The organism is Gammaproteobacteria bacterium (assembly GCA_016716465.1).
Classification (GTDB): domain Bacteria; phylum Pseudomonadota; class Gammaproteobacteria; order SZUA-140; family SZUA-140; genus JADJWH01.
This window is the reverse complement of sequence record JADJWH010000004.1, coordinates 342080-362413: the sequence shown is the minus strand read 5'-3', so window position 1 is coordinate 362413 and position 20334 is coordinate 342080. Positions and strand designations below refer to the sequence as shown.

The window sequence follows — 20334 nt, the reverse complement described above, 5'->3', positions numbered from 1 at the left end:
CATGATCCGCCACTCCGGACTAAAATTCAATCTGCCGGTTCTTGTCGAGGACGTGCTCGATGCGGTTCTGCAGGGCGAGCAGCCTGGGCGCCACCTGGCGGTCGTAATCGGCGAGGCTGGCGCGGTTTTGCAGCAGTTCATGCACGATGTTGAGACTGGCGACGACGGAGATACGGTCGATGCCGACCACCTTGCCGGACTCGCGCACCTCGCGCATCCTGGTGTTGAGATACTGGGCCGAGCGCAGCAGCGATTCCCGCTCCTCCTCGGGGCAGGCGATGCGGAATTCCTTGTCGAGGATGTTGATGGTGACCGCCACGGGATCGGCTTTCACAGCTCGACCTCCAATGTCTTGAGGCGGGCGATCATCGCCTCGAGCTTGGCGCGCGACAATTCATTCCTGTCGGTCAGCCGTGTCTGCGTCGCCTGCAACTGGGCCTGGGCGGCCTTGAGTCTGCCGTTCTCCTCCCGCAGGCGCTCGCACAGCTTGATCAGCTCTTCGATGCGCAACGTCAGCAGGTCGAGATCGAGTGTCTGCGGGGAATTTATCTGCTTCGAGGTCATACCGGGCACTATAGAGCGGAGACCGTTCACGGTCAATGGCCGCCCCGGGCCGGTGTGGGCCAGGGCATCGCCTGAGTGGAAGTTTTTCTTTATCATTGGCTCGGTGCGTCCCTGGCATGTCGTTGAGCTCGGCGGCGATTCTGTTCGGATTTCAAAATCATGCAGGCGAGTATGGCGGGGTATCATTGATGGAGTGGTCACTGGTCAATTCCGCGTTGCGGCGCCTGGGCATTGCCACCGACGCCGCCGAAAGCCACGGTACGCTCTGCGGCCTGTTGTGCGCGCGCGGCCCTGCTGCCGAGAGCGCATGGCTCGATCTGGTGCGCGCGGAGCAGACGGCCGGCGCGGAAGGTCATGCCGATGCGTCCGCATGGGAGGAGTTGTCCCGCCTGTACCGTGCGACCCTCGGTCAGCTGCGTGAGGAGGGATTCGCCTTCACCTTGCTCCTCCCCGAGGACACTCAACCCCTGCAAATGCGTGCCGAGGCGATGACGGAATGGTGCCAGGGATTTCTGTACGGTCTCGCGGCAGGCGGGGTGGAGGATACCGAGGTCCTGCCCGAGGAATTACGGGAGATCACCGAGGATATCGTCGAGATATCCCGTGCCTCCGCCGACAGCGATGAAGGGGAACCCGGCGAGGCGGCGTATGCCGAATTGATAGAATACCTGCGCGTCGGCGTCATTCTGGTATTCGAGACGCTCGAGGCGGAGCGCGCCGGCGCCGATTCCGACAGGGTGATCCACTAGCCGCCATGAACAGGCCGAAGAACGCAGACATGAAGGAATACTCCCGCCGCCGCCGCCGGCTCATGCAGATGATGGGGCGCGACAGCATCGCCATCCTGCCTACCGCCTCCGTGGCCATGCGCAACCGCGATGTCGAATATCCCTTCCGCCCGGAGAGCGATTTCTATTATCTGACCGGCTTCGTGGAGCCGGTGTCCGTCGCGGTGCTGGTGCCGGGACGCAGCGGGGGTGAGTTCATCCTGTTCTGCCGCGAGCGTGACCCCAAGACGGAACTGTGGACCGGCCCCCGCCAGGGCCCGCAGGGCGCGCGCGCGCATTTCGGCGCCGACGAGGCCCATCCCATCGATGCGATCGACGATGTTCTGCCCGATCTGCTCGAGAACCGGGCCAAGGTGTACTACACGATGGGGAGCAGCCAGGATTTCGACCAGCGCATCACCGATTGGCTGAAGACCATCCGGCGCAAGTCGCGTGCCGGCGTGCACCCGCCGGACGAGATTGTATCGCTGGAGCATCTCCTGCACGAGATGCGCCTGTTCAAGAGCCGCAGTGAGGTCGCGGCCATGCGGCGGGCGGCCGAGATCTCGGCTGCGGCGCATTGCCGCGCCATGCGGACGTGCCGGCCCGGCTTGCTGGAATATCAGCTCGAGGCGGAACTGTCCCACGAATTCATCCACCGGGGTGCGCGCAGCCACGCCTATCCGCCCATCATCGGCGGTGGTGGCAATGCCTGCATCCTCCACTATATCGACAACGACGCGGTACTCGCCGATGGCGATCTCGTACTGATCGACGCCGGCGCCGAATATCAGGGTTATGCGGCCGACATCACGCGCACCTTTCCGGTCAACGGCCGCTTCAGTCCGGCGCAGCGCGCCGTCTACGAAGTGGTGCTCGCGGCGCAATACGCGGCTATCGCCAAGGTGCGTCCGGGCAATCACTGGAATGATCCGCACGACGCCGCCGTGCGCGTCCTGACCCAGGGCCTGGTCCGGCTCGGCCTGCTGAAAGGCGATGTCCGCACGCTGATTAGGACGCGCGCCTATCAGCGCTTCTTCATGCACCGGACCGGTCACTGGCTCGGCATGGACGTCCACGACGTGGGCGATTACAAGATCGGTGACAGCTGGCGACTGCTCGAGCCCGGCATGGTTTTGACCGTGGAACCGGGCCTGTACATCCCCGCCGGCAGCAAGGGCGTGGCGAAGAAGTGGTGGGACATCGGCGTGCGTATCGAGGACGACGTGCTGGTGACGCGCACCGGCAACGAGGTGCTCACCCACGGGGTGCCCAAGACGGTGGACGCGATCGAGGCCCTGATGGCGGCCTGAACGGCATGGTTGCCATATCCGAACCGACAGCAAGCGATTTCGACGTCCTGATCGTGGGCGGCGGGATGGTCGGCGCGAGCCTGGCCTGCGCGCTTGCGCAATGTCCGCTGCGCATCGGCGTGGTCGAGTCGTTTTCCTTCGGCGCCGCCGCGCAGCCCAGTTACGACGATCGTTCCATCGCGCTCGCCTACGGCACGCGGCGCATCTTCGAGGGCATGGGCTTGTGGCGTGAGATCGCCGCGGCGGCGGCCCCGATCGAGCACATCCACGTCTCCGACCGTGGCCATTTCGGCGCCACCCGCCTGCGCGCGGAGGCCTACGGATTCGAGGCGCTCGGCTATGTGGTCGAGAGCCGCGCGCTGGGGCGGGTTTTCGCCGCTGCTCTGGACGCGCTGCCCCGGGTCGAGCTGATCAGTCCGGCGCGGGTCGCGGCGATCGAGTCGCGCTCCGGCCACATGCGCGTGCATATCGAGCAGGAGGCCGGGCCGAGAGCGGTGACGACGCGCCTGATCGTCGGAGCAGACGGCGCCGACTCCAGCGTCCGGCGCTGGAGCGGTATCGACGTGCAGCGCACGGAATACGGGCAGAGCGCGATCATCGCCAATCTGACACCGGAATATCCGCATCGCCATGTCGCCTACGAGCGCTTCACCGACAGCGGACCGCTTGCCCTCCTGCCTATGAGGGACGAGCGCTGCGCACTGGTCTGGACCGTGCGCACGGAGCAGTGCGCGGCCCTGCTGGCGCTCGATGACGGGGAATTCCTCGCGCGCCTGCAACTACGCTTCGGCACGCGCCTCGGGCGTCTGTGCCGCATCGGCGCGCGTGCCTCTTACCCGCTTGCGCTGGTGCGCGCCTGCCGCTATACCGCGCCGCGCCTCGCGCTCATCGGCAATGCGGCGCATACCCTGCATCCGATCGCGGGACAGGGATTCAACCTCGGCCTGCGCGATGTCGCCGCGCTGGCCGAGGTAATCTGTGACGCGGCGGCGGCAGGACGGGACATAGGCGCCCCGGACGCGCTGGCGCGCTATGAGGAATGGCGCCTGGGTGATCAGCGGCAGGCATTGCGGGCGACGGATGGTCTGGTGCGGTTATTCTCCAACGATCTGATGCCCCTGGTGCTGGCGCGCACGGCCGGTATGCTGCTGGTGGATCTGCTGCCGCCGGCGAAGCGGATACTGATGCGGCGCGCCATGGGCCTCGCCGGCCGCCAGCCGCGCCTCGCGCGCGGGCTGCCGCTGTGACGGGGGCCGCGATGGAGCAAGACTGCGACGTCGCGATCATCGGGGCCGGCATGGTCGGCGCGACGCTGGCCTGTTGTCTGGCCGAGAGCGGTCGGCGCGTCGCCCTGGTGGAGGCCGCGCCGCCGCCGCGGGATTGGCCCGCCGGATCGGTGGATGTGCGGGTCTCGGCCTTGACCGCGGCCTCACGCCAGATCTTTCTGCGCCTGGGTGTCTGGCCGACCATGGCCGGACTCGGCGTCAGCCCGTTCTCCCGCATGCAGGTGTGGGACGCGGGCGGTAGCGGCTCCATCCGCTTCGATGCCGCCGATATCGGCGAGCCACAGCTTGGGCACATCGTCGAAAACCGCATCATGCAGCGCGCCCTGCTGGCGCGGGCGCGCGAAATCGGCGGCATTGCCTTGCATTGTCCCGCCTCCCTCGCGTCACTGACGCCGAATCCGGCGTCGATCAGGATCGGTCTGTCGGACGGCACCGCCCTGGATGCACGGCTGGTGGTGGGCGCCGATGGCGCGACCTCGCGCGTGCGGCAGCTCGCCGGCATCGACACGCGCGGCTGGGGCTACGACCAGCAGGCGCTGGTTGCTACCGTCACCACCGGGCGCTCGCATGAGGAGACGGCATGGCAGCGCTTTCTGCCCCACGGGCCGCTCGCCTTTCTGCCCTTGCGCGACGGCCGCAGTTCGATCGTATGGTCGACGGATCCGGCGCGGGCGGAGGGGCTGCTGCGGCTGCCCGATACGGAGTTCATGGAGCAACTTGCCGAAGCCTTTGATTGGCGCCTCGGGGCGGTTACCGCGGTGGAGGGGCGAGCCGCCTTTCCGCTGCGTCTTCAGCACGCCGTCAGTTATATCGCCCCGCGCGTGGCGCTGATCGGCGATGCGGCCCACGTCATTCATCCCCTGGCCGGGCAGGGCGTCAATCTCGGCCTGCTCGACGCGGCCGCGCTCGCCGAGACGGTGCACGATGCGGCGGCGGCCGGCGGAGATATCGGCGCGCCGCGCGTGCTGCGACGCTACGAGCGCTGGCGCAAGGGAGACAATCTGCAGATGATGCTGGCGATGGACGGCTTCAAGCGCCTGTTCGGTTCAGGCATGCCGCCGCTGCGCCTCGCGCGCAACCTGGGGCTTGACCTCGCCGATGCCGCGACGCCGCTCAAGAACGCGATCATCCGTCGCGCCATGGGGCTGCGCGGCGATCTGCCGCGACTCGCACGGCAGGCGTACATCTAACCCATCGGGGACAATTAATCAGATGGGGACAGATTTCAAATCTGTCCCCCTTCCTTATCCACCCGCTGCCCTTAAGGGAACGGATTTAAATCCGTTCCCGACTCAACCGAATCCGTCCCCTCGTCCACTGAGCCGCCGATCCAGCTCCGCCAGCCGTTCCGGTGTGCCGATGTCCATCCAGCTGCCCGCGTAGAGTTCACCGCTCACCTCGCCGCTCGCGGCGGCGGTACGCAGCAGCGGCGCGAGCGGAAATGCGCCTGGGGCGCAGCCATTGAAGAGCTCCCGCCGGTAGACACCGATGCCACTGAAGGTGTGGCGCGGCCCGGCGTCGTCGTTGCCGACGCGGCCGTCGGCGAGGGTGAAGTCCCCTGCCGGGTGATGCCCGGGGTTGGGTACGAGCACCAGATGCGCCAGCGTCCATGGCGCGCGCGGCAGGCCTGCGAACGCATAATCGGTCCACACGTCGGCGTTCACCACGATGAACGGTTCCGCGCCGAGCAGGGGCAGCGCGCGCAGGATTCCGCCACCGGTTTCCAGCCCGCGCTCGCCTTCGGGCGAGTAGACGATACGGACGCCGTAGTGCCCGCCGTCACCCAGGCGGGCTTCGATCTGCGCGCCGAGATGGGCGTGATTGATGACGATATCGGTGACACCGGCCCGTGCCAGGGCAAGCAGATGGTACTCGATCAGGCTGCGACCGCCCGCCTCGAGCAGCGGTTTCGGCACCGCGTCGGTGAGCGGGCGCATGCGCTCGCCGCGCCCGGCTGCCAGGATCATCGCCTTCATGACGGCAACCTTCTGTGGCGAGGCATCACGTCAGGAGAAATCTTCCGCCTTCTGCTCGCGCCCGAACAGGGACTTTACGGCCGCGCGCGGATCCTTGCCTTCATGCAGCACGCGGTGCACTTCGGTGGCGATGGGCATATCGATGCCGTGCGCGCGCGCGAGCGTGGCGACCTCGCGCGCCGTTTGCACGCCCTCGATGACCTGCCCGATCTCGGCGCTGGCCTGCGCGAAACCCTGTCCACGTCCGAGCGCCAGGCCGAGGCGGCGGTTGCGCGACTGGTCGTCGGTGCAGGTCAGCACCAGGTCGCCGAGTCCGGCCAGGCCCATGAAGGTCTCCCGGCGTCCGCCGAGCGCGACGCCGAGCCGCATGATCTCGGTGAGGCCGCGCGTCACCAGTGCGGCGCGGGTGTTGGCGCCGAAGCCGAGCCCGTCGGCGATGCCGGCCGCGATCGCCAGCACGTTCTTGACCGCGCCGCCGATCTCGACGCCGACGATGTCGGTGGAGGTATAGACGCGGAAGTAGTCGTTATGAAGACGGCGGGTGAGCGCAGCGGCGAAGTCGGCGTCGTTCGTCGCCACGGTGACGGCCGTGGGCAGTCCGCGCGCGACCTCGGCGGCGAAGGTCGGGCCCGAGATCACCGCCAGCGGCGGCCGCGCGGGGCATTCGTCCTCGATCAGTTCATGCAAGGGACGGCCGCGGCCGGGCTCGAGACCCTTGGTCCCCCAGGCGATGCGGACATCGCCCGGCCGGTGCTGAATGACGGAACGAACCACGGCGCGGAATGCCGCGCTGGGGGCGGCGATGAGGACATCGCGGACGCGCGCCAGCGCGGGCGCGATGTCGGACGCGATTTCGAGCCGATCAGGAAAGGCGATGCCGGGAAGATACCGGACATTCTGGCGTCGGCGCGCGAGTTCCGCCATCTGCGCCGGCTCGTTGCCCCACAGCAGGACGCGACTGCCGTTGCCGGCCAGCAGGATGGCGAGCGCGGTGCCCCACGATCCGGCACCGATCACCAGGATAGGGGCGTCGTCTGCGCTCATGTCGGCGAACCGGGCCGCTGCCCTCAGTGCCCGGTCTGGGGCGCCGCCTTCTGCTGCTCCTTCATGGCCTTCATGTGCTGGGCATAGAGCAGTTCGAAATTCACGGGGGCGAGCAGTAGCTGGGGAAATCCGCCCTTGACGACCAGGCTGGCGACGGCCTCGCGGACGAAGGGGAACAGCAGGTTCGGACAGTAACTGCCGAGCAATTCGCGCAACTCTTCCTCCGGCATTCCCTTGATGAAGAACTGTCCGGCCTGGTGCACCTCGGCCAGATAGGCGACCTTGCCGTCGAGCTTGGCGGTGACCGTGATCGACAAGATGGTCTCGTAGACGTCCTGGCCGATCGCCCCGCTGCGGTTACTCAGACTGACGTCTACCTCGGGGGCCCATTTCTTCTCGTCATGAAAGATCTGGGGCGAATTCGGCGTCTCGAAGGAGATGTCCTTGGAGTAGATCTTTTTGATGGCGAACTGTCTGGGGTTTTCATCCGACATGAAGGGGTCCTCGGTAATGATTCCACGATATTCCAAGCCCGGCGCCGACGGTTTTCGAGCCCGGCTACCTTAGCATGTTGGCCGGCGCCGTTCTATTCTCAGGCCTTGTTCACGGGGAGGCCCGCGCTCTCCCAGGCCAGTATTCCGCCGGAGAGTTTGGTGACGGAGGCGAAGTCGTTTCGGCGCAGCAGCGCGCTGGCGCGCGCGGCGCGCGGGCCGGTGCGGCAGTACACGACGACCGGCCGTCCGCGCCAGGCAGCGAGCTCACCGAGGCGTTCTTCCAGCGCGCTCAGCGGGATGTTGACCGCGTTGAGGATATGTCCGCCGGAGTATTCGCCGGGTTCACGCACATCGAGCACGGCCGCGTCCTGGTGATTAATCATCTCGACGGCCTCGGCCGGCTTGATTTCCTTGAATCCGAGCAGGCGGTCCTTGGCGACGCTCGCCGCGAGCAGGGCCAGGATGAACACGAGCGAGAGAAACAACAGCCAGTGATTGAGGATGAACGCGCCAATCTGATCCATCGGGGAAATGATCCGTTATCGGGTGCGTCCCGGCCGGGACGGGGTGGCGGATAGCTTAGTCGATCTGGTTCGGCGCGGCCACCCGCCGCCCCGCCGGGGGCGTTTCCTTGCGCCCACGGTTGTATAATAATCCGCGTTTGTTTCAGGCAGATGGTTGTCTTTGCCACGTCCGCCTATATATAGTCGTGTAGATGAAAGATTAAACTCGGTCTAAACTGGAGCCATGAACGCAGATACGAAACGCCCCAGACCGCTGGCCCTGATCATCCTCGACGGCTGGGGATACAGTGAGAACCCGCGCGACAACGCCATCCTCGCGGCGCGCAAACCCAACTGGGATCACCTGTGGCGGGATTATCCGCACGGACTGATCCAGGGCTCCGGCAACTACGTGGGCCTGCCCGCGGATCAGATGGGTAATTCGGAGGTCGGCCACCTGAACATGGGCGCCGGCCGGGTGGTCTACCAGGAAATCACCCGCATCGACCGCGCGATCGCCAGCGGCGAGTTCCAGGCCAACCCGGTGATACGCGGCGCGCTCGCGAAGGCGGCGGAGTCCGGTCGCGCGGTTCACATTTTCGGATTGCTGTCTCCCGGCGGCGTCCACAGCCACCAGGAGCATATTCACGCGATGATCCGCGCGGCGGTCAGCCGGGTCGGGGAGCGGGTCTATCTGCACGCCTTTCTGGACGGGCGCGATACACCGCCCAAGAGCGCAGCGGCCTATCTCGAGGGCGTCGAACAGGTATTCCGGGACGCGGGCGCGGGGTGCGTGGCCTCCATCGTCGGGCGCTATTACGCCATGGACCGCGACCAGCGCTGGGAACGCACGCGGCTGGCCTACGACCTGATCGCCGCCGGACGCGCCGACTACCGCGCCGGATCGGCGCGCGAGGCACTGGACATGGCCTATGCGCGCGGCGAGACCGACGAGTTCGTCAAGCCGACGCTGGTGGCGGCGGCTGACCGGACGCCGGTGCGGGTCGAGGACGGCGATGTCATTCTGTTCATGAACTTCCGCGCCGACCGCGCGCGCCAGTTGACGCGGGCCTTTACCGATCCCGCCTTTGACGCCTTCGAGCGCACCGCGCGGCCGCGTCTGGGCGAGTTCGTCTGTCTCACCGAATACAGCAAGGATTTCACCGTCCCGGTCGCCTTCCCATCCTCGACGATCCGAAACGGCTTCGGTGAATACATCGCCGCGCGCGGGTTGCGGCAGCTGCGTATCGCGGAGACGGAGAAATATGCCCACGTCACCTTCTTCTTCAACGGCGGCGAGGAACGCGAGTTCGCCGGCGAGGAACGCATCATGGTGCCGTCGCCCAAGGTGGCCACCTACGACCTCAAGCCCGAGATGAGCGCCGTCGAAGTCACCGACAAGCTGGTGGCGGCGATCGACAGCCAGCGCTTCGACGTCATCATCTGCAACTACGCCAACGCCGACATGGTCGGCCATTCGGGCAAGCTCGCCGCCGCGGTGCGGGCGATCGAGACTATCGACGCGTGCCTGGGGCGCGTCTACGACGCCCTCCGCCGGGTCGGTGGCGAGATGATCGTGACCGCGGATCACGGCAATGCCGAGCAGATGAGCGACGACAGCACCGGACAGGCGCACACCGCGCATACCTCCAACCCGGTGCCGTTCGTCTACGTCGGCCGGCCGGCGCGCATCGCGCACGAAGGCGCGCTGTCCGACATCGCGCCCACCATGCTCTACCTGATGGGTCTCGACCCGCCCCCTGAGATGAGCGGCCGCTCCATGGTGGAACTCGCCGCGCCTTGAGATTATAGTGCCGGGGTGATGCCCACGCCTTCATCCGCCGCGACATCCCCCGCCGGCACCTTCCACTCCGCTTCCTTGCGCCGGCGACCGCTGGCATACACGCTGCTGATGCTGGCGCTGTTCTGGTGCTGCGGCGGTCCGCCCGCATCCGCCGCGTCCGGTTCCGCCGGTGGCGCCGCGTCGGGCGCGGAAGAGAAGGAGAAGGCCGCCAAGCTGGAAGCGTTGCGCCGGACGATCAAGGACCTGCGCACCTCGCTCGACCAGGCGCGCGGCAAGCAGTCCGAGCTGCGCGGGCAGCTGCGTGATTCCGAGGTATCCATCGGCAGCCTGAGCCAGTCGCTCAAGAAGCTGAAGAAGGAACTGGAGCAGAAGGGCGCGGAGCTGCGCGGCCTGCGCGCCCGGCGTGACGAGGCGAACGCCGCGCTCGACCATCAGCGCCGGATCCTGGCGCAGCAGATCCTCGCCGGTTACGCGATGGGCCGGGAGGGGCACCTGAAGATCATCCTCAGCCAGCAGGAACCCTCCTCGGTCGGCCGCATGCTGACCTATTACGACTATCTGAACCGCGCGCGCGCCGCCCGCATCGAGGAGATCGATCATCGGCTGGCCGAGATCGGCGTCCTCGAGCACGCCATCGCCCAGCAGGCGGAGACGCTGGAGCAGCTGCACGGCGAACAGACACGGCAGTTGCAGGCCCTGCGCGACTCGCGCACCTCGCGCCGGCAGGTCCTGGTCAAGCTGGACGGCGAGATCAAGACCAAGCAGCAGAAGCTGGAGACCTTGCTGCAGGACGAGCGCAACCTGTCGGAGTTGCTCATCAAGCTGCGCCGGGCACTGGCGGAGATACCGGCGGAACGCCCTGCCGGACCGGGCGACTCGGCGCCCTTCGCCACGCACAAGGGCAAGCTGTCCTGGCCGGCGCGCGGCAAGATCACCGCCCGCTACGGCTCCGCGCGCCAGGTGGGCTCGCTGACCTGGCGCGGCGTCATGATCGGCGCCGAGGAAGGCGTCGAGGTCAAGGCGATCTATCGCGGGCGGGTGGCATTCGCCGACTGGCTGCGCGGCTTCGGGCTCCTCATCATCGTCGATCACGGCGACGGTTACATGAGCCTGTATGGACACAATCAGAGCCTCGCCAAGAACGTCGGCGAGTGGGTCGAGCGCGGGGAGACGATCGCGACGGTGGGCAACAGTGGCGGCCAGGATTCGGCCGGGCTGTATTTCGAGATCCGCCACAACGGAGTGCCGGACAATCCGCTGCGCTGGTGCCGTGCCGATACGCGCTGATGACGGTATTATTTCCGGTCTGTGGCGATGATTTTCTGCTAAAGTATGCCTCGGGTTCGAATTGCCGTCGGTGCGGCCGATACCGTGATCATGGAGGTGGGTAATGAAAATTGAAGCGCGTTACGTGTTGATCCTGGCTACCGGATTGATACTGGGCGTCTCGCTCACCATCGGTCACGGCGTGTTCGCGGAGCGCGAGGCGGCGCCCGCGCCGCTCCCGCTCAAGGAATTGCGCACCTTCACTGACGTGTTCGCCAACATCAAGAACAACTATGTCGAGCCCGTGGACGACAAGGAACTGATCGACAATGCGGTGCGCGGCATGCTGGCCGGGCTGGACCCGCATTCCGCCTATCTCGATGCGGAATCCTACGAGGAGCTGCAGGTCGGGACCACCGGCGAGTTCGGCGGCCTGGGCATCGAGGTCGGCATGGAGAACGGCTTCGTCAAGGTCATCGCGCCGATCGACGACACCCCCGCCCAGCGCGCCGGCGTCGAGGCGGGCGATCTGATCATCCGTCTCGACGACACCCCCGTGAAGGGTATGAGCCTCAAGGAAGCGGTCGACATGATGCGCGGCAAGCCTGGCACGTCGATCACGCTGACGATCGTACGCGAAGGGCACGACAAGCCGATCAAGGCCGTCATCACGCGCGACGTCATCAAGGTGAAGAGCGTCAAGAGCCGCATGCTGCAGCCCGGTTTCGGCTATGTGCGCATCACCCAGTTCCAGGCGGCCACCGGCGAGAACCTGGTCGAGGCGGTTAATGCCCTTAAGAAGGAAGGTGGCGGTCAGCTCAAGGGTCTCGTGCTCGATCTGCGCAATAATCCCGGGGGCGTGCTCAATGCCGCCGTGGATGTTTCCGACGCCTTCCTGGACAAGGGGCTGGTGGTCTATACCGAAGGACGTAGCGAGGATTCGCGCGTGGAGTTTCCGGCCGCCCCGGGCGACCTGCTCAACGGCGCGCCGATGGTGGTATTGGTCAATGTGGGTTCCGCCTCGGCCAGCGAGATCGTCGCCGGTGCGCTGCAGGATCACAAGCGCGCACTCATCATGGGCAGCAAGACCTTCGGCAAGGGCTCGGTCCAGACCGTGCTGCCGATGAACGACGGCAGCGCCCTGAAGCTGACCACCGCGCGCTATTACACGCCGTCCGGCCGTTCGATCCAGGCCGAGGGCATCGTGCCGGATATCCCGCTGGAGAACGTCAGGCTGGCGGCGGTCGAGGAGCCCGACTTCGCGGCCATCAAGGAGGCCGACCTCAGCCGCCATTTGGTCAACGGGGAAGGTTCCAGACCGGGCGGCGCCGCGCCCGGGGCGCCGGAGATGCCGGCTACAGGCGCCGCCGGAGACGAAACGAAGGCGAGTCTGGCCAGCGAGGATTATCAGCTCTACGAGGCGCTCAACCTGCTCAAGGGGCTGACCATCCTGAAGGGCGCGCAGTAAGGCCGTCCGCCGATGGGCGACTGCATGATCGAGGTTTGTTGAAACCCGCCGCTCTCATCGCCGGTATCTTCCTGCTGCCGCTCGCCTGCCTGCTGGGCGGTGTCGCGGCGGGGGAGGATCTCCCCCGTTATCCACCCGCGGTGAGCATCATCATCGATGATCTTGGCAATCGTCTGGGTGCCGGCGCCCGCGTCGTGACGCTGCCGGGCGCGGTAACCTGCGCCTTTCTTCCCAATACGCCCCATGCCCGTCACCTCGCCACCTTGGCGCACGAGGCGGGCAAGGAGGTCATGCTGCACCTGCCGATGCAGGCGGTCGGCACCCCGCTGAACGACGACGGCGGCCTGCTGGCGACCATGACCCGGCGCGAATTCCTCCACACCGTGCGCCGTGACCTGCTTGCCGTGCCCTATGTCAGCGGCGTCAACAATCACATGGGCAGCCTGCTGACCCAGTCGCGCGGCCATATGGGATGGCTGATGGAGGAACTGCGCCAGTACAGCGGCCTGTATTTCGTCGACAGCTTCACGTCAGTCCTCAGCGTCGCGTACCGGGTGGCGGGCGAGAACCGGGTGCCGACGGTGCGGCGCGACATCTTTCTCGACGCGGTGTTGGACGATGACGCCATTGCCCGTGAGTTCGACGGCCTGATCGAAACGGCCCGGAGGCAGGGCACCGCCGTCGCGATCGGGCACCCGCATCCGCAGACGCTGGCATTTCTCGAGGCGAATCTCGGACGCCTGCGCGAGGCCGGCATCGAGCTCCTGCCCGTCTCCCAGTTGATCCGCTATCGGCGCCTGCTGGACGACGAGCGCCGCACCGTGGTCGCATCGAAGACCTGGTCGCCCGCCGCCGATGCCGAGTATCCGGCACGGCTGATCAGCAACGCCAATTAGGTCATAAGGGAAGGGGACGGACTTAAGTCCGTCCCCGGTACCGTTCGGATACCCAAGCGGGGGCTTCTCATGACGAGCGTACTGGTTCCCTTGGCGCAGGGCTGCGAGGAACTCGAGGCGGTGACGGTGATCGACCTGTTACGCCGGGCCGGCATCGAGGTCATCACGGCGGGGCTTGAGGATGGCCCGGTGCGCGCCAGCCGCGGCACCCGGTTACTTCCCGATACGACGCTGGACGCCGCGCTGCGGCGCGATTACGACATGATCGTGCTGCCCGGCGGCCTACCCGGCGCCGACCACCTGCGCGCTGATGCACGCATCATTGCCCTGCTGCAGCGCATGGCCGCCGCGGGGAAATATACCGCCGCCATCTGCGCCGCGCCCAAGGTGCTCGCGGCCGCGGGCCTGCTCGACGGCCGCCGCGCCACCGCCTACCCGGGCACGCTGGACGGACTTGCCGTCCCGCGCCTGCAGCCGGTGGCCGAGCCGGTGGTGTGTGACGACCGCGTCATCACCTCGCGCGGACCGGGCACGGCGATGGATTTCGCCCTGTGCCTGATCGAAACCCTGGCCGGGCACGAGACGCGTGATCGGGTGGAGGCGGGGCTGGTTCGGGAGCCCCGGGACTCAGGGCCGAGTACCCGCTAATACTTCGCGAAAGGGGACACGCGAGCAGGGGACAGAGTTGAATTCTGTCCCCTTACAGGCGGCTCAATCCCGACCTGACCGCAGCCAGACCCACAGCAGAATGGCGGCGCCAAGCGCGCCGCTCAGCAACCCGGCCATGCGATGCGCGCCGCTGTCTCCACCGAGCAGTACTGCGGCGCAGATCAGCAGTCCGCTGCCGGTGACCGCCGCCACGGTGCGCCGGTTGGCGCGCCGGACCGCGCCGCGCAGTTCATCGAGCTGGGGTGAATGCCATTCCAGTCGCAGTTTCTCGTCGTGCGCCCGCTGCAGGGTATCGAACGCCAGATCGGGCAGCTGCGCGAGCTTGTCCAGCCAGTGGGGAAAGCGGGTCTTCACGGCGTTTATCAGGGCGAACACGCCGACATGCTCGCTCATCCAGCGCTCCAGAAACGGCTTCGCCGTGTGCCACAGATCCAGATCGGGATACAGCTGACGGCCCAGCCCTTCGATATTGAGCAAGGTCTTCTGAAGCAACACCAGTTGCGGTTGAATCACCATGTTGAAACGCCGCGCGGTCTGGAACAGGTGCAGCAGCAGGCGCCCGAAGGAGATGTCCTTCAGCGGACGTTCGAAGATCGGTTCGCATACCGTGCGGATCGCGGCCTCGAATTCGTCGATGCGGGTGCCGGCTGGCACCCAGCCGGATTCCACGTGCAATTCCGCCACGCGGCGGTAGTCGCGATTGAAGAAAGCGAGGAAGTTTTCCGCCAGGTAACGCTGGTCCTCCGGGCTCAGCGCGCCCATGATCCCGAAGTCCACCGCGATGTAGCGCCCCTCGGGTGAGACGAAGATGTTGCCCGGGTGCATGTCGGCGTGAAAGAAATTGTGGCGGAACACCTGGGTGAAGAAGATCTCGACGCCGCGCTCGGACAGCGCCTTGAGATCGATACCCGCGCGCCGCAGGGCGGCGATGTCGCTGATCGGGATGCCGGAGATGCGCTCCATCACCATCACGTTCGCGCGGGTCTGCGGCCAGTACACCTCAGGCACGTACAGCAGGGGTGATTCCGCGAAGTTGCGCCGCAGTTGCGAGGCGTTGGCCGCCTCGCGCATCAGGTCGAGCTCGTCCAGGATGGTCTTCTCGTATTCGGCCACCACTTCCCGTGGGCGCAGGCGCCGTCCTTCCGGCCAGTAACGCTCGGCAAGTTCCGCCAGCGTGTGCAGCAGCCCGACGTCGCGCCGGATGACGGTGCGGATCCCGGGACGCACCACCTTGACGATCACGGTGCGGCCATCCGGCAGCTCCGCCGCGTGCACCTGCGCGATCGAGGCGGAGGCGAGCGGCGTCTCGTCGAAGGCGGCGAACACCGCGTCGAGCGGCTGGCCGTAGGCGTGCTCGACGATCGCGCGCGCGATCGTGCCGGGAAACGGCGCGACGTCGTCCTGCAGGCGGGCGAACTCGTCGGCGATGTCGTCGGGAAGCAGGTCGCGCCGGGTCGACAGGATCTGGCCGAATTTGACGAACAGCGGCCCGAGTTCCTCCAGCGCCAGGCGCAGGCGCACGGCGCGCGGGGCGCGCGCACGCCGGAACCAGTTCCACGGCAGCAGATAGAGTGCGAAGCGGACGGGCCGGAACAGATGGGTCGCGAACACGATCTCGTCCAGACCGTGTTTGATCAGGATGCGGTTGATGTGCAGCAGGCGCAGGATCTGACCCGGGCGGATCCGCATCATGGCGCCGCGTCCGAAGGGTTCGGTCGCCGGCTCATGGAGTGCCTCCGTTTCCATCCCGGTCCAGGCGGCGCTGCAGGCGCGCGATGCGCTGTTCCAGCCGGTCGGCGTCGGTGCGCAGGACATCCACCGCGGCGATGAATTCCTCCACCTCGCGGCGCTGCGGCGTCAGCCGGGCCTCTTCGTGCAGGTACTCCCCGAGGTTGTCCGCCATGCCGGCGCCGGCCTCGCGCGACCAGCGGCCGAGTCCGCGCGCGAGATTGCCGATCTGGTGCGCGGCGACGTCGCCGACCAGGCGGGAAAGCTGCTCCTCCCAGTCGATGTCGATACCGTCGAGGATGCCTTTCATGCGCCGTCCCAGCTCGGTATCGCCCTCGATGCGCAGATCGTCTCCGAACAGCTCCCGCCGCCCGCCGCGGTCCAGCGCACCGCGCAACAGGCCGAGCGGGGTGCCGGAAAAGACGGCGTCCGGCGCCCGTTCGAGTTCGGCGGCGAGATCGATGCCGCCCGCGCCGGGCAGCATGTAGAAGCGAAGGTCGAACGGCTGCAGACGCAGCTCGACCGCCTTGCCGGACAGGCCGGCGAGGCGGTCGAGCGTGGCCGGGTCGAGTTGCAGCGCGCGGTTGAGCGTCGACTGAAGCGCGCCGAGCGCCGTGGTCGTGAAGAGTGTCCGCAGGCTCACGGGGCGGTCTCGCGCCGCTTCAGAGTTTGTAACCGCGATGCAGGGCGACGATGCCGGCGGAGAGGTTGAGGTAATCGCAGCGCGCGAAACCGGCATTCTCCATCATCGTCTTGAGCTCGCCCTGCGGCGGATGCATGCGGATCGACTCGGCCAGATAACGGTAGCTGGCCTCGTCCCGCGCCACCAGCCGGCCGATCAGGGGGAGCACCTTGAACGAATACTGGTCATAGAGCTGCGCCACCGGCGCCAGCGTCGGTCGCGAGAACTCCAGCACCAGCAGGCGTCCGCCCGGCCTCAGCACGCGGTGGATCGAGGCCAGCGCGGCTACCTTGTCGGTGACATTGCGCAGGCCGAAGCCGATCGTGACCAGATCGAAGCTGTTGTCCGCGAAGGGCAGGCATTCGGCATTGGCCTGCACATATTCGATGTTGCCGGCCACGCCGTGGTCGAGCAGGCGGTCGCGTCCGGTACCGAGCATCGCCGCGTTGATGTCGGCGGAGACCACCATGCCGTCGGCGCCTGCGCGCGCGGCGAGCCGCCGGGACAGGTCGCCGGTGCCGGCGGCGAGATCAAGCACGCGCTGGCCGGACCGCACGCCGGCCAGATCGATCGTGAACCGTTTCCACAGCCGGTGCACGCCGAGGGACATCAGGTCGTTCATCAGGTCGTAGCGACCGGCGACGGAATCGAATACGCCGCGCACGCGGGCGACCTTCTCCGCCGCCGGGATCTGTTCAAAACCGAAGTGGGTGTGACCCGACTTGTCGACTGGAGGCTTCATGGCGGGTTCTCGCGCCGGCTCTCAGGGCTGGCGCACGTGTCCGGCATGCGCCAGCCGTTGCAGGTAGTCGTCCCACAATGCGTCCCGTTGCGCGCCGAGACGGTAGAGCAGATCCCAGGAGTAGAGTCCGCTGTCGTGACCGTCGTCGAACACCAGCTTGATCGCGTAGGTGCCGACCGGTTCGATGGCCTTGATGTTCACGTGTTCCTTGCCGACTTGCAGCACCTCCTGACCGGGCCCGTGACCGCGCACCTCGGCGGAGGGGGAATACACGCGCAACAGCTCGCAGGGCAGCTCGAATCGGGCGCCGTCGTCGAAGGCGACCTCGAGCACGCGCGATTTCTGGTGCAGGCGGATCTCGCTCGGTCTGGGCAGCTGGGTCATGTCGTTCGGCCGTGGTCCGTTTCCCTACAGGATGTAGCGGCTCAGGTCCTCGTTCTCCACCAGCTCGCCGAGGTGCCGATCGACATATTTCGCGTCGATGAGGATCTGCTGGCCGGGGTGGTCGGAGGCCTCGTAGGACAGCGTCTCCATCACCCGTTCCATGACGGTGTGCAGGCGGCGCGCGCCGATGTTTTCGGAGCGCTCGTTGACCTGCCAGGCGATCTCGGCGAGGCGCCGGATCCCGTCCGGAGCGAATTCGACGGCGACGTTCTCGGTCGCGAGCAGTGCCCGGTATTGATCGGTCAGGGAGGCGTCGGGCTCGGTCAGGATGCGCACGAAGTCCTCCGCCGTCAGGGCGTCGAGCTCGACGCGGATCGGCAGCCGGCCCTGCAGCTCCGGGATCAGGTCGGAGGGCTTGCTGAGGTGGAAGGCGCCCGAGGCGATAAACAGGATGTGGTCGCTCTTCACCATGCCGTGCTTGGTGTTGACGGTACAGCCCTCGACCAGCGGGAGCAGGTCGCGCTGCACGCCCTCGCGCGACACGTCCGGTCCCTGGGTGTCGGAGCGGCGCGTGATCTTGTCGATTTCGTCGAGGAACACGATGCCGTTCTGTTCCACGGCCTCCAGCGCGCGCGTCTTGATCTCTTCCTCGTTGATGAGTTTCGCGCTCTCCTCGTCGGTGAGCAGCTTGAAGGCCTCGCGGATCGGCAGGCGGCGCTTCCGGGTGCGCTGGCCGGCGAGATTCTGGAACAGCCCCTGCAGCTGGCTGCTCATCTCCTCCATGCCGGGCGGTGCCATGATTTCCACCCCGACGGAGGCCATGCTCAGCTCGACGTCGATTTCCTTGTCGTCGAGTTCGCCCTCGCGCAGCTTCTTGCGGAACTTCTGCCGCGTGGCGCTCTCGGTGCTCTCGGCCTCGCCGCCGCGCGCCGGCGGCAGCAGGATATCGAGGATGCGGTCTTCCGCCAGATCCTCGGCGCGGTGCCGTACACGCTTCATCTCCAGTTCGCGCGTCATCTTGATGGCGACATCGACCAGGTCGCGGACGATCGATTCGACGTCGCGCCCGACGTAGCCGACCTCGGTGAACTTGCTCGCCTCAACCTTGATGAACGGCGCATTGACCAGGCGCGCGACGCGGCGCGCGATCTCGGTCTTGCCGACCCCGGTCGGGCCGATCATCAGGATGTTCTTCGGCGTGATCTCATTGCGCAGCTCGCCGGCCACCTGCATGCGCCGCCAGCGGTTGCGCAGGGCGATGGCGACGGCGCGCTTGGCGGCGCCCTGGCCGATGATGTACTTGTCCAGTTCCTGGACGATTTCGCGCGGGGTCATCTCTGACATAGGCGTATTACCGGCGGACATCAGCCCGCGGCCAGTTCTTCGATGGTGACATTGGTATTCGTGTACACGCAGATCCCGGCGGCGATGGCGAGCGATTTTTCCACGATGGCGCGCGCGTCCAGCGCGGAGTTTTCCAGCAGCGCGCGCGCGGCGGCCAGGGCGTAGAAGCCGCCCGAGCCGATCGCCATCAGGCTGTGCTCCGGCTCGATGACGTCGCCGTTGCCGGAGATGATCAGCGAGTCCTTTGCATCCGCCACCGCCAGCAGGGCCTCCAGCCGGCGCAGCATGCGGTCGGTGCGCCAGTCCTTGGCCAGTTCCACCGCGGCACGGGCGAGGTTGCCCGAATGCTTCTCCAGCTTGCCCTCGAAGCGCTCGAACAGGGTGAAGGCGTCCGCCGTGCCGCCCGCGAATCCGGCCAGCACGCGCCCGTTGTACAGGCCGCGCACCTTGCGCGCGTTCCCCTTCATGATGGTGGCGCCGAGCGAGACCTGGCCGTCGCCGCCGATCACCACCCGGCCGTTGCGGCGCACCGAGAGGATGGTGGTGCCGTGGTATTGTTCCAAGATCCGTCCCCTGTGCTTGAATGGCGGTGGAACCGGCAATTGTACACCAAGGCGGCGGAGGCCAGAAAATACCCGCCGGCGGGCGGTCTCCGGTGTCGATCCGATATACTGAGTCTCACGGGCGTGTCGCCCGTTCCCATGTGCCGGAGGAATTCCATGTTCAAGCGTCCCGTCGTCATCGTCGCCGTCCTCGCGGCCGTGATCGCCGCCGTCATGGCGTATGACCGCCACAACCGGACCGGGCAAACGGCCGCGCCCGACTCCGGGGTCCTCGTGCGGCCGTATTCGCCGGTGCTCGGCCCCGCCGAGGCGCCGGTTACCATCGTCGAGTTCTTCGATCCCGCCTGCGAGGCCTGCCGGAGCTTCTACCCTGTCCTGAAGCAGATCCTCGCGATGTTTCCGGGAGACGTGCGCCTGGTCATGCGATATACCCCTTTCCATCAGGGTTCGGACGAGGCGGTGCGGATCCTCGAGGCGGCGCGGATGCAGGCGCTGTTCGAGCCGGTACTGGAGGCGCTGCTGGCGCGGCAGCCGGAATGGGCGATTCATGGCGCGCCCGACCTGGCCCTGGCCTGGGACATCGCCGGCGCGGCCGGTCTCGATCTCGTGCGCGCCCGCGCCGATGCGGCCATTCCGGCGATTGACGTCGTTCTGACGGAGGACCTCGCGGATACCCAGTCCGCCGGCGTCACCCAGACCCCGACCTTCTTCGTCAACGGCAAGCCGCTGTCGTCATTCGGGGCGCGGCAACTGCTGGATCTGGTGGAGAGTGAGGTGCGTGATCTGGGCGGGGGCCGATAGCGCATGGGTCCGGCGATCGGTGCCGAGCGATCCGCGCGCG

22 protein-coding genes are annotated in these 20334 nt (G+C 66.9%); 10 read left to right on the top strand and 12 right to left on the bottom strand.

The features are described from left to right. Positions 1–19 precede the first annotated feature (19 nt). Complete coding sequence (locus IPM20_09450) at positions 20–334, bottom strand: cell division protein ZapA (GenBank protein MBK9131840.1); 315 nt, start codon at positions 332–334, stop codon at positions 20–22. Continuing rightward, entirely contained in the window at positions 331–564 is a 234-nt protein-coding gene (locus tag IPM20_09445; GenBank protein ID MBK9131839.1) for a hypothetical protein, read from the bottom strand. The genes IPM20_09450 and IPM20_09445 overlap by 4 nt, the downstream gene beginning before the upstream one ends. 188 nt (positions 565–752) lie before the next feature. On the opposite strand from IPM20_09445, the gene IPM20_09440 reads away from it, so the two are divergent. The 4 genes from IPM20_09440 to IPM20_09425 are packed head-to-tail and all read left to right on the top strand — an operon-like array spanning position 753 to position 5120. Then, a complete protein-coding gene (locus IPM20_09440) occupies positions 753–1313 on the top strand; it encodes a UPF0149 family protein (protein ID MBK9131838.1) in 561 nt (186 codons plus the stop codon). A gap of 29 nt (positions 1314–1342) precedes the next feature. Continuing rightward, a complete protein-coding gene (gene pepP, locus IPM20_09435) occupies positions 1343–2644 on the top strand; it encodes a Xaa-Pro aminopeptidase (protein MBK9131837.1) in 1302 nt (433 codons plus the stop codon). Between the two features lie 5 nt (positions 2645–2649). Beyond that, positions 2650–3891 (top strand): 2-octaprenyl-6-methoxyphenyl hydroxylase, encoded by a 1242-nt coding sequence (ubiH, locus tag IPM20_09430; GenBank protein ID MBK9131836.1) that lies wholly within the window; start codon positions 2650–2652, stop codon positions 3889–3891. An 11-nt stretch (positions 3892–3902) separates the two neighbouring features. After that, positions 3903–5120, top strand: coding sequence for a UbiH/UbiF/VisC/COQ6 family ubiquinone biosynthesis hydroxylase (locus IPM20_09425; GenBank protein MBK9131835.1), 1218 nt, complete (start codon positions 3903–3905; stop codon positions 5118–5120). A 102-nt stretch (positions 5121–5222) separates the two neighbouring features. On the opposite strand, the gene IPM20_09420 is transcribed toward IPM20_09425, so the two are convergent. From IPM20_09420 to IPM20_09405, 4 genes are all read right to left on the bottom strand, one after another. Continuing rightward, on the bottom strand, positions 5223–5906 hold the full coding sequence (locus IPM20_09420) for a nucleotidyltransferase family protein (GenBank protein ID MBK9131834.1): 684 nt from the start codon (positions 5904–5906) through the stop codon (positions 5223–5225). A 30-nt stretch (positions 5907–5936) separates the two neighbouring features. Then, a complete protein-coding gene (locus tag IPM20_09415) occupies positions 5937–6950 on the bottom strand; it encodes an NAD(P)-dependent glycerol-3-phosphate dehydrogenase (GenBank protein MBK9131833.1) in 1014 nt (337 codons plus the stop codon). A 23-nt stretch (positions 6951–6973) separates the two neighbouring features. Next, on the bottom strand, positions 6974–7444 hold the full coding sequence (gene secB, locus IPM20_09410; GenBank protein ID MBK9131832.1) for a protein-export chaperone SecB: 471 nt from the start codon (positions 7442–7444) through the stop codon (positions 6974–6976). Between the two features lie 98 nt (positions 7445–7542). Beyond that, positions 7543–7968 (bottom strand): rhodanese-like domain-containing protein, encoded by a 426-nt coding sequence (locus IPM20_09405; GenBank protein ID MBK9131831.1) that lies wholly within the window; start codon positions 7966–7968, stop codon positions 7543–7545. 223 nt (positions 7969–8191) lie between these two features. Between IPM20_09405 and IPM20_09400 the strand changes: the two genes are divergently transcribed. From IPM20_09400 to IPM20_09380, 5 genes are all read left to right on the top strand, one after another. Further along, positions 8192–9751 (top strand): 2,3-bisphosphoglycerate-independent phosphoglycerate mutase, encoded by a 1560-nt coding sequence (locus tag IPM20_09400; GenBank protein ID MBK9131830.1) that lies wholly within the window; start codon positions 8192–8194, stop codon positions 9749–9751. A gap of 18 nt (positions 9752–9769) precedes the next feature. After that, positions 9770–11038 (top strand): peptidoglycan DD-metalloendopeptidase family protein, encoded by a 1269-nt coding sequence (locus IPM20_09395; protein ID MBK9131829.1) that lies wholly within the window; start codon positions 9770–9772, stop codon positions 11036–11038. A 103-nt stretch (positions 11039–11141) separates the two neighbouring features. Continuing rightward, positions 11142–12485: a S41 family peptidase gene (locus tag IPM20_09390; protein MBK9131828.1), complete on the top strand. Its 1344-nt coding sequence runs from the start codon at positions 11142–11144 to the stop codon at positions 12483–12485. A 38-nt stretch (positions 12486–12523) separates the two neighbouring features. After that, positions 12524–13381 carry a divergent polysaccharide deacetylase family protein gene (locus IPM20_09385; protein ID MBK9131827.1) on the top strand — a complete coding sequence of 286 codons (858 nt, stop codon included), beginning with the start codon at positions 12524–12526 and terminating at the stop codon, positions 13379–13381. 69 nt (positions 13382–13450) lie between these two features. Beyond that, the gene (locus tag IPM20_09380; GenBank protein ID MBK9131826.1) at positions 13451–14029 is read left to right on the top strand and encodes a DJ-1/PfpI family protein; all 579 of its coding nucleotides are present in this window, start codon (positions 13451–13453) and stop codon (positions 14027–14029) included. 63 nt (positions 14030–14092) lie between these two features. On the opposite strand, the gene ubiB is transcribed toward IPM20_09380, so the two are convergent. Genes ubiB through hslV form a run of 6 tightly spaced genes read right to left on the bottom strand, consistent with a single transcriptional unit; the run spans position 14093 to position 19493 of the window. After that, a complete protein-coding gene (gene ubiB, locus IPM20_09375; GenBank protein MBK9131825.1) occupies positions 14093–15739 on the bottom strand; it encodes a ubiquinone biosynthesis regulatory protein kinase UbiB in 1647 nt (548 codons plus the stop codon). 34 nt (positions 15740–15773) lie between these two features. Continuing rightward, on the bottom strand, positions 15774–16421 hold the full coding sequence (locus tag IPM20_09370) for an SCP2 sterol-binding domain-containing protein (GenBank protein MBK9131824.1): 648 nt from the start codon (positions 16419–16421) through the stop codon (positions 15774–15776). A 19-nt stretch (positions 16422–16440) separates the two neighbouring features. Continuing rightward, the gene (gene ubiE / locus IPM20_09365; GenBank protein MBK9131823.1) at positions 16441–17202 is read right to left on the bottom strand and encodes a bifunctional demethylmenaquinone methyltransferase/2-methoxy-6-polyprenyl-1,4-benzoquinol methylase UbiE; all 762 of its coding nucleotides are present in this window, start codon (positions 17200–17202) and stop codon (positions 16441–16443) included. Between the two features lie 21 nt (positions 17203–17223). Then, on the bottom strand, positions 17224–17586 hold the full coding sequence (locus IPM20_09360; protein MBK9131822.1) for a DUF971 domain-containing protein: 363 nt from the start codon (positions 17584–17586) through the stop codon (positions 17224–17226). Positions 17587–17610: 24 nt separating this feature from the next. Further along, on the bottom strand, positions 17611–18930 hold the full coding sequence (hslU, locus tag IPM20_09355) for an ATP-dependent protease ATPase subunit HslU (protein ID MBK9131821.1): 1320 nt from the start codon (positions 18928–18930) through the stop codon (positions 17611–17613). A 20-nt stretch (positions 18931–18950) separates the two neighbouring features. Then, positions 18951–19493, bottom strand: a complete 543-nt coding sequence (gene hslV / locus IPM20_09350; protein MBK9131820.1) for an ATP-dependent protease subunit HslV — start codon at positions 19491–19493, stop codon at positions 18951–18953. 156 nt (positions 19494–19649) lie between these two features. Between hslV and IPM20_09345 the strand changes: the two genes are divergently transcribed. Next, complete coding sequence (locus IPM20_09345; protein MBK9131819.1) at positions 19650–20294, top strand: DsbA family protein; 645 nt, start codon at positions 19650–19652, stop codon at positions 20292–20294. Positions 20295–20334 lie beyond the last annotated feature (40 nt).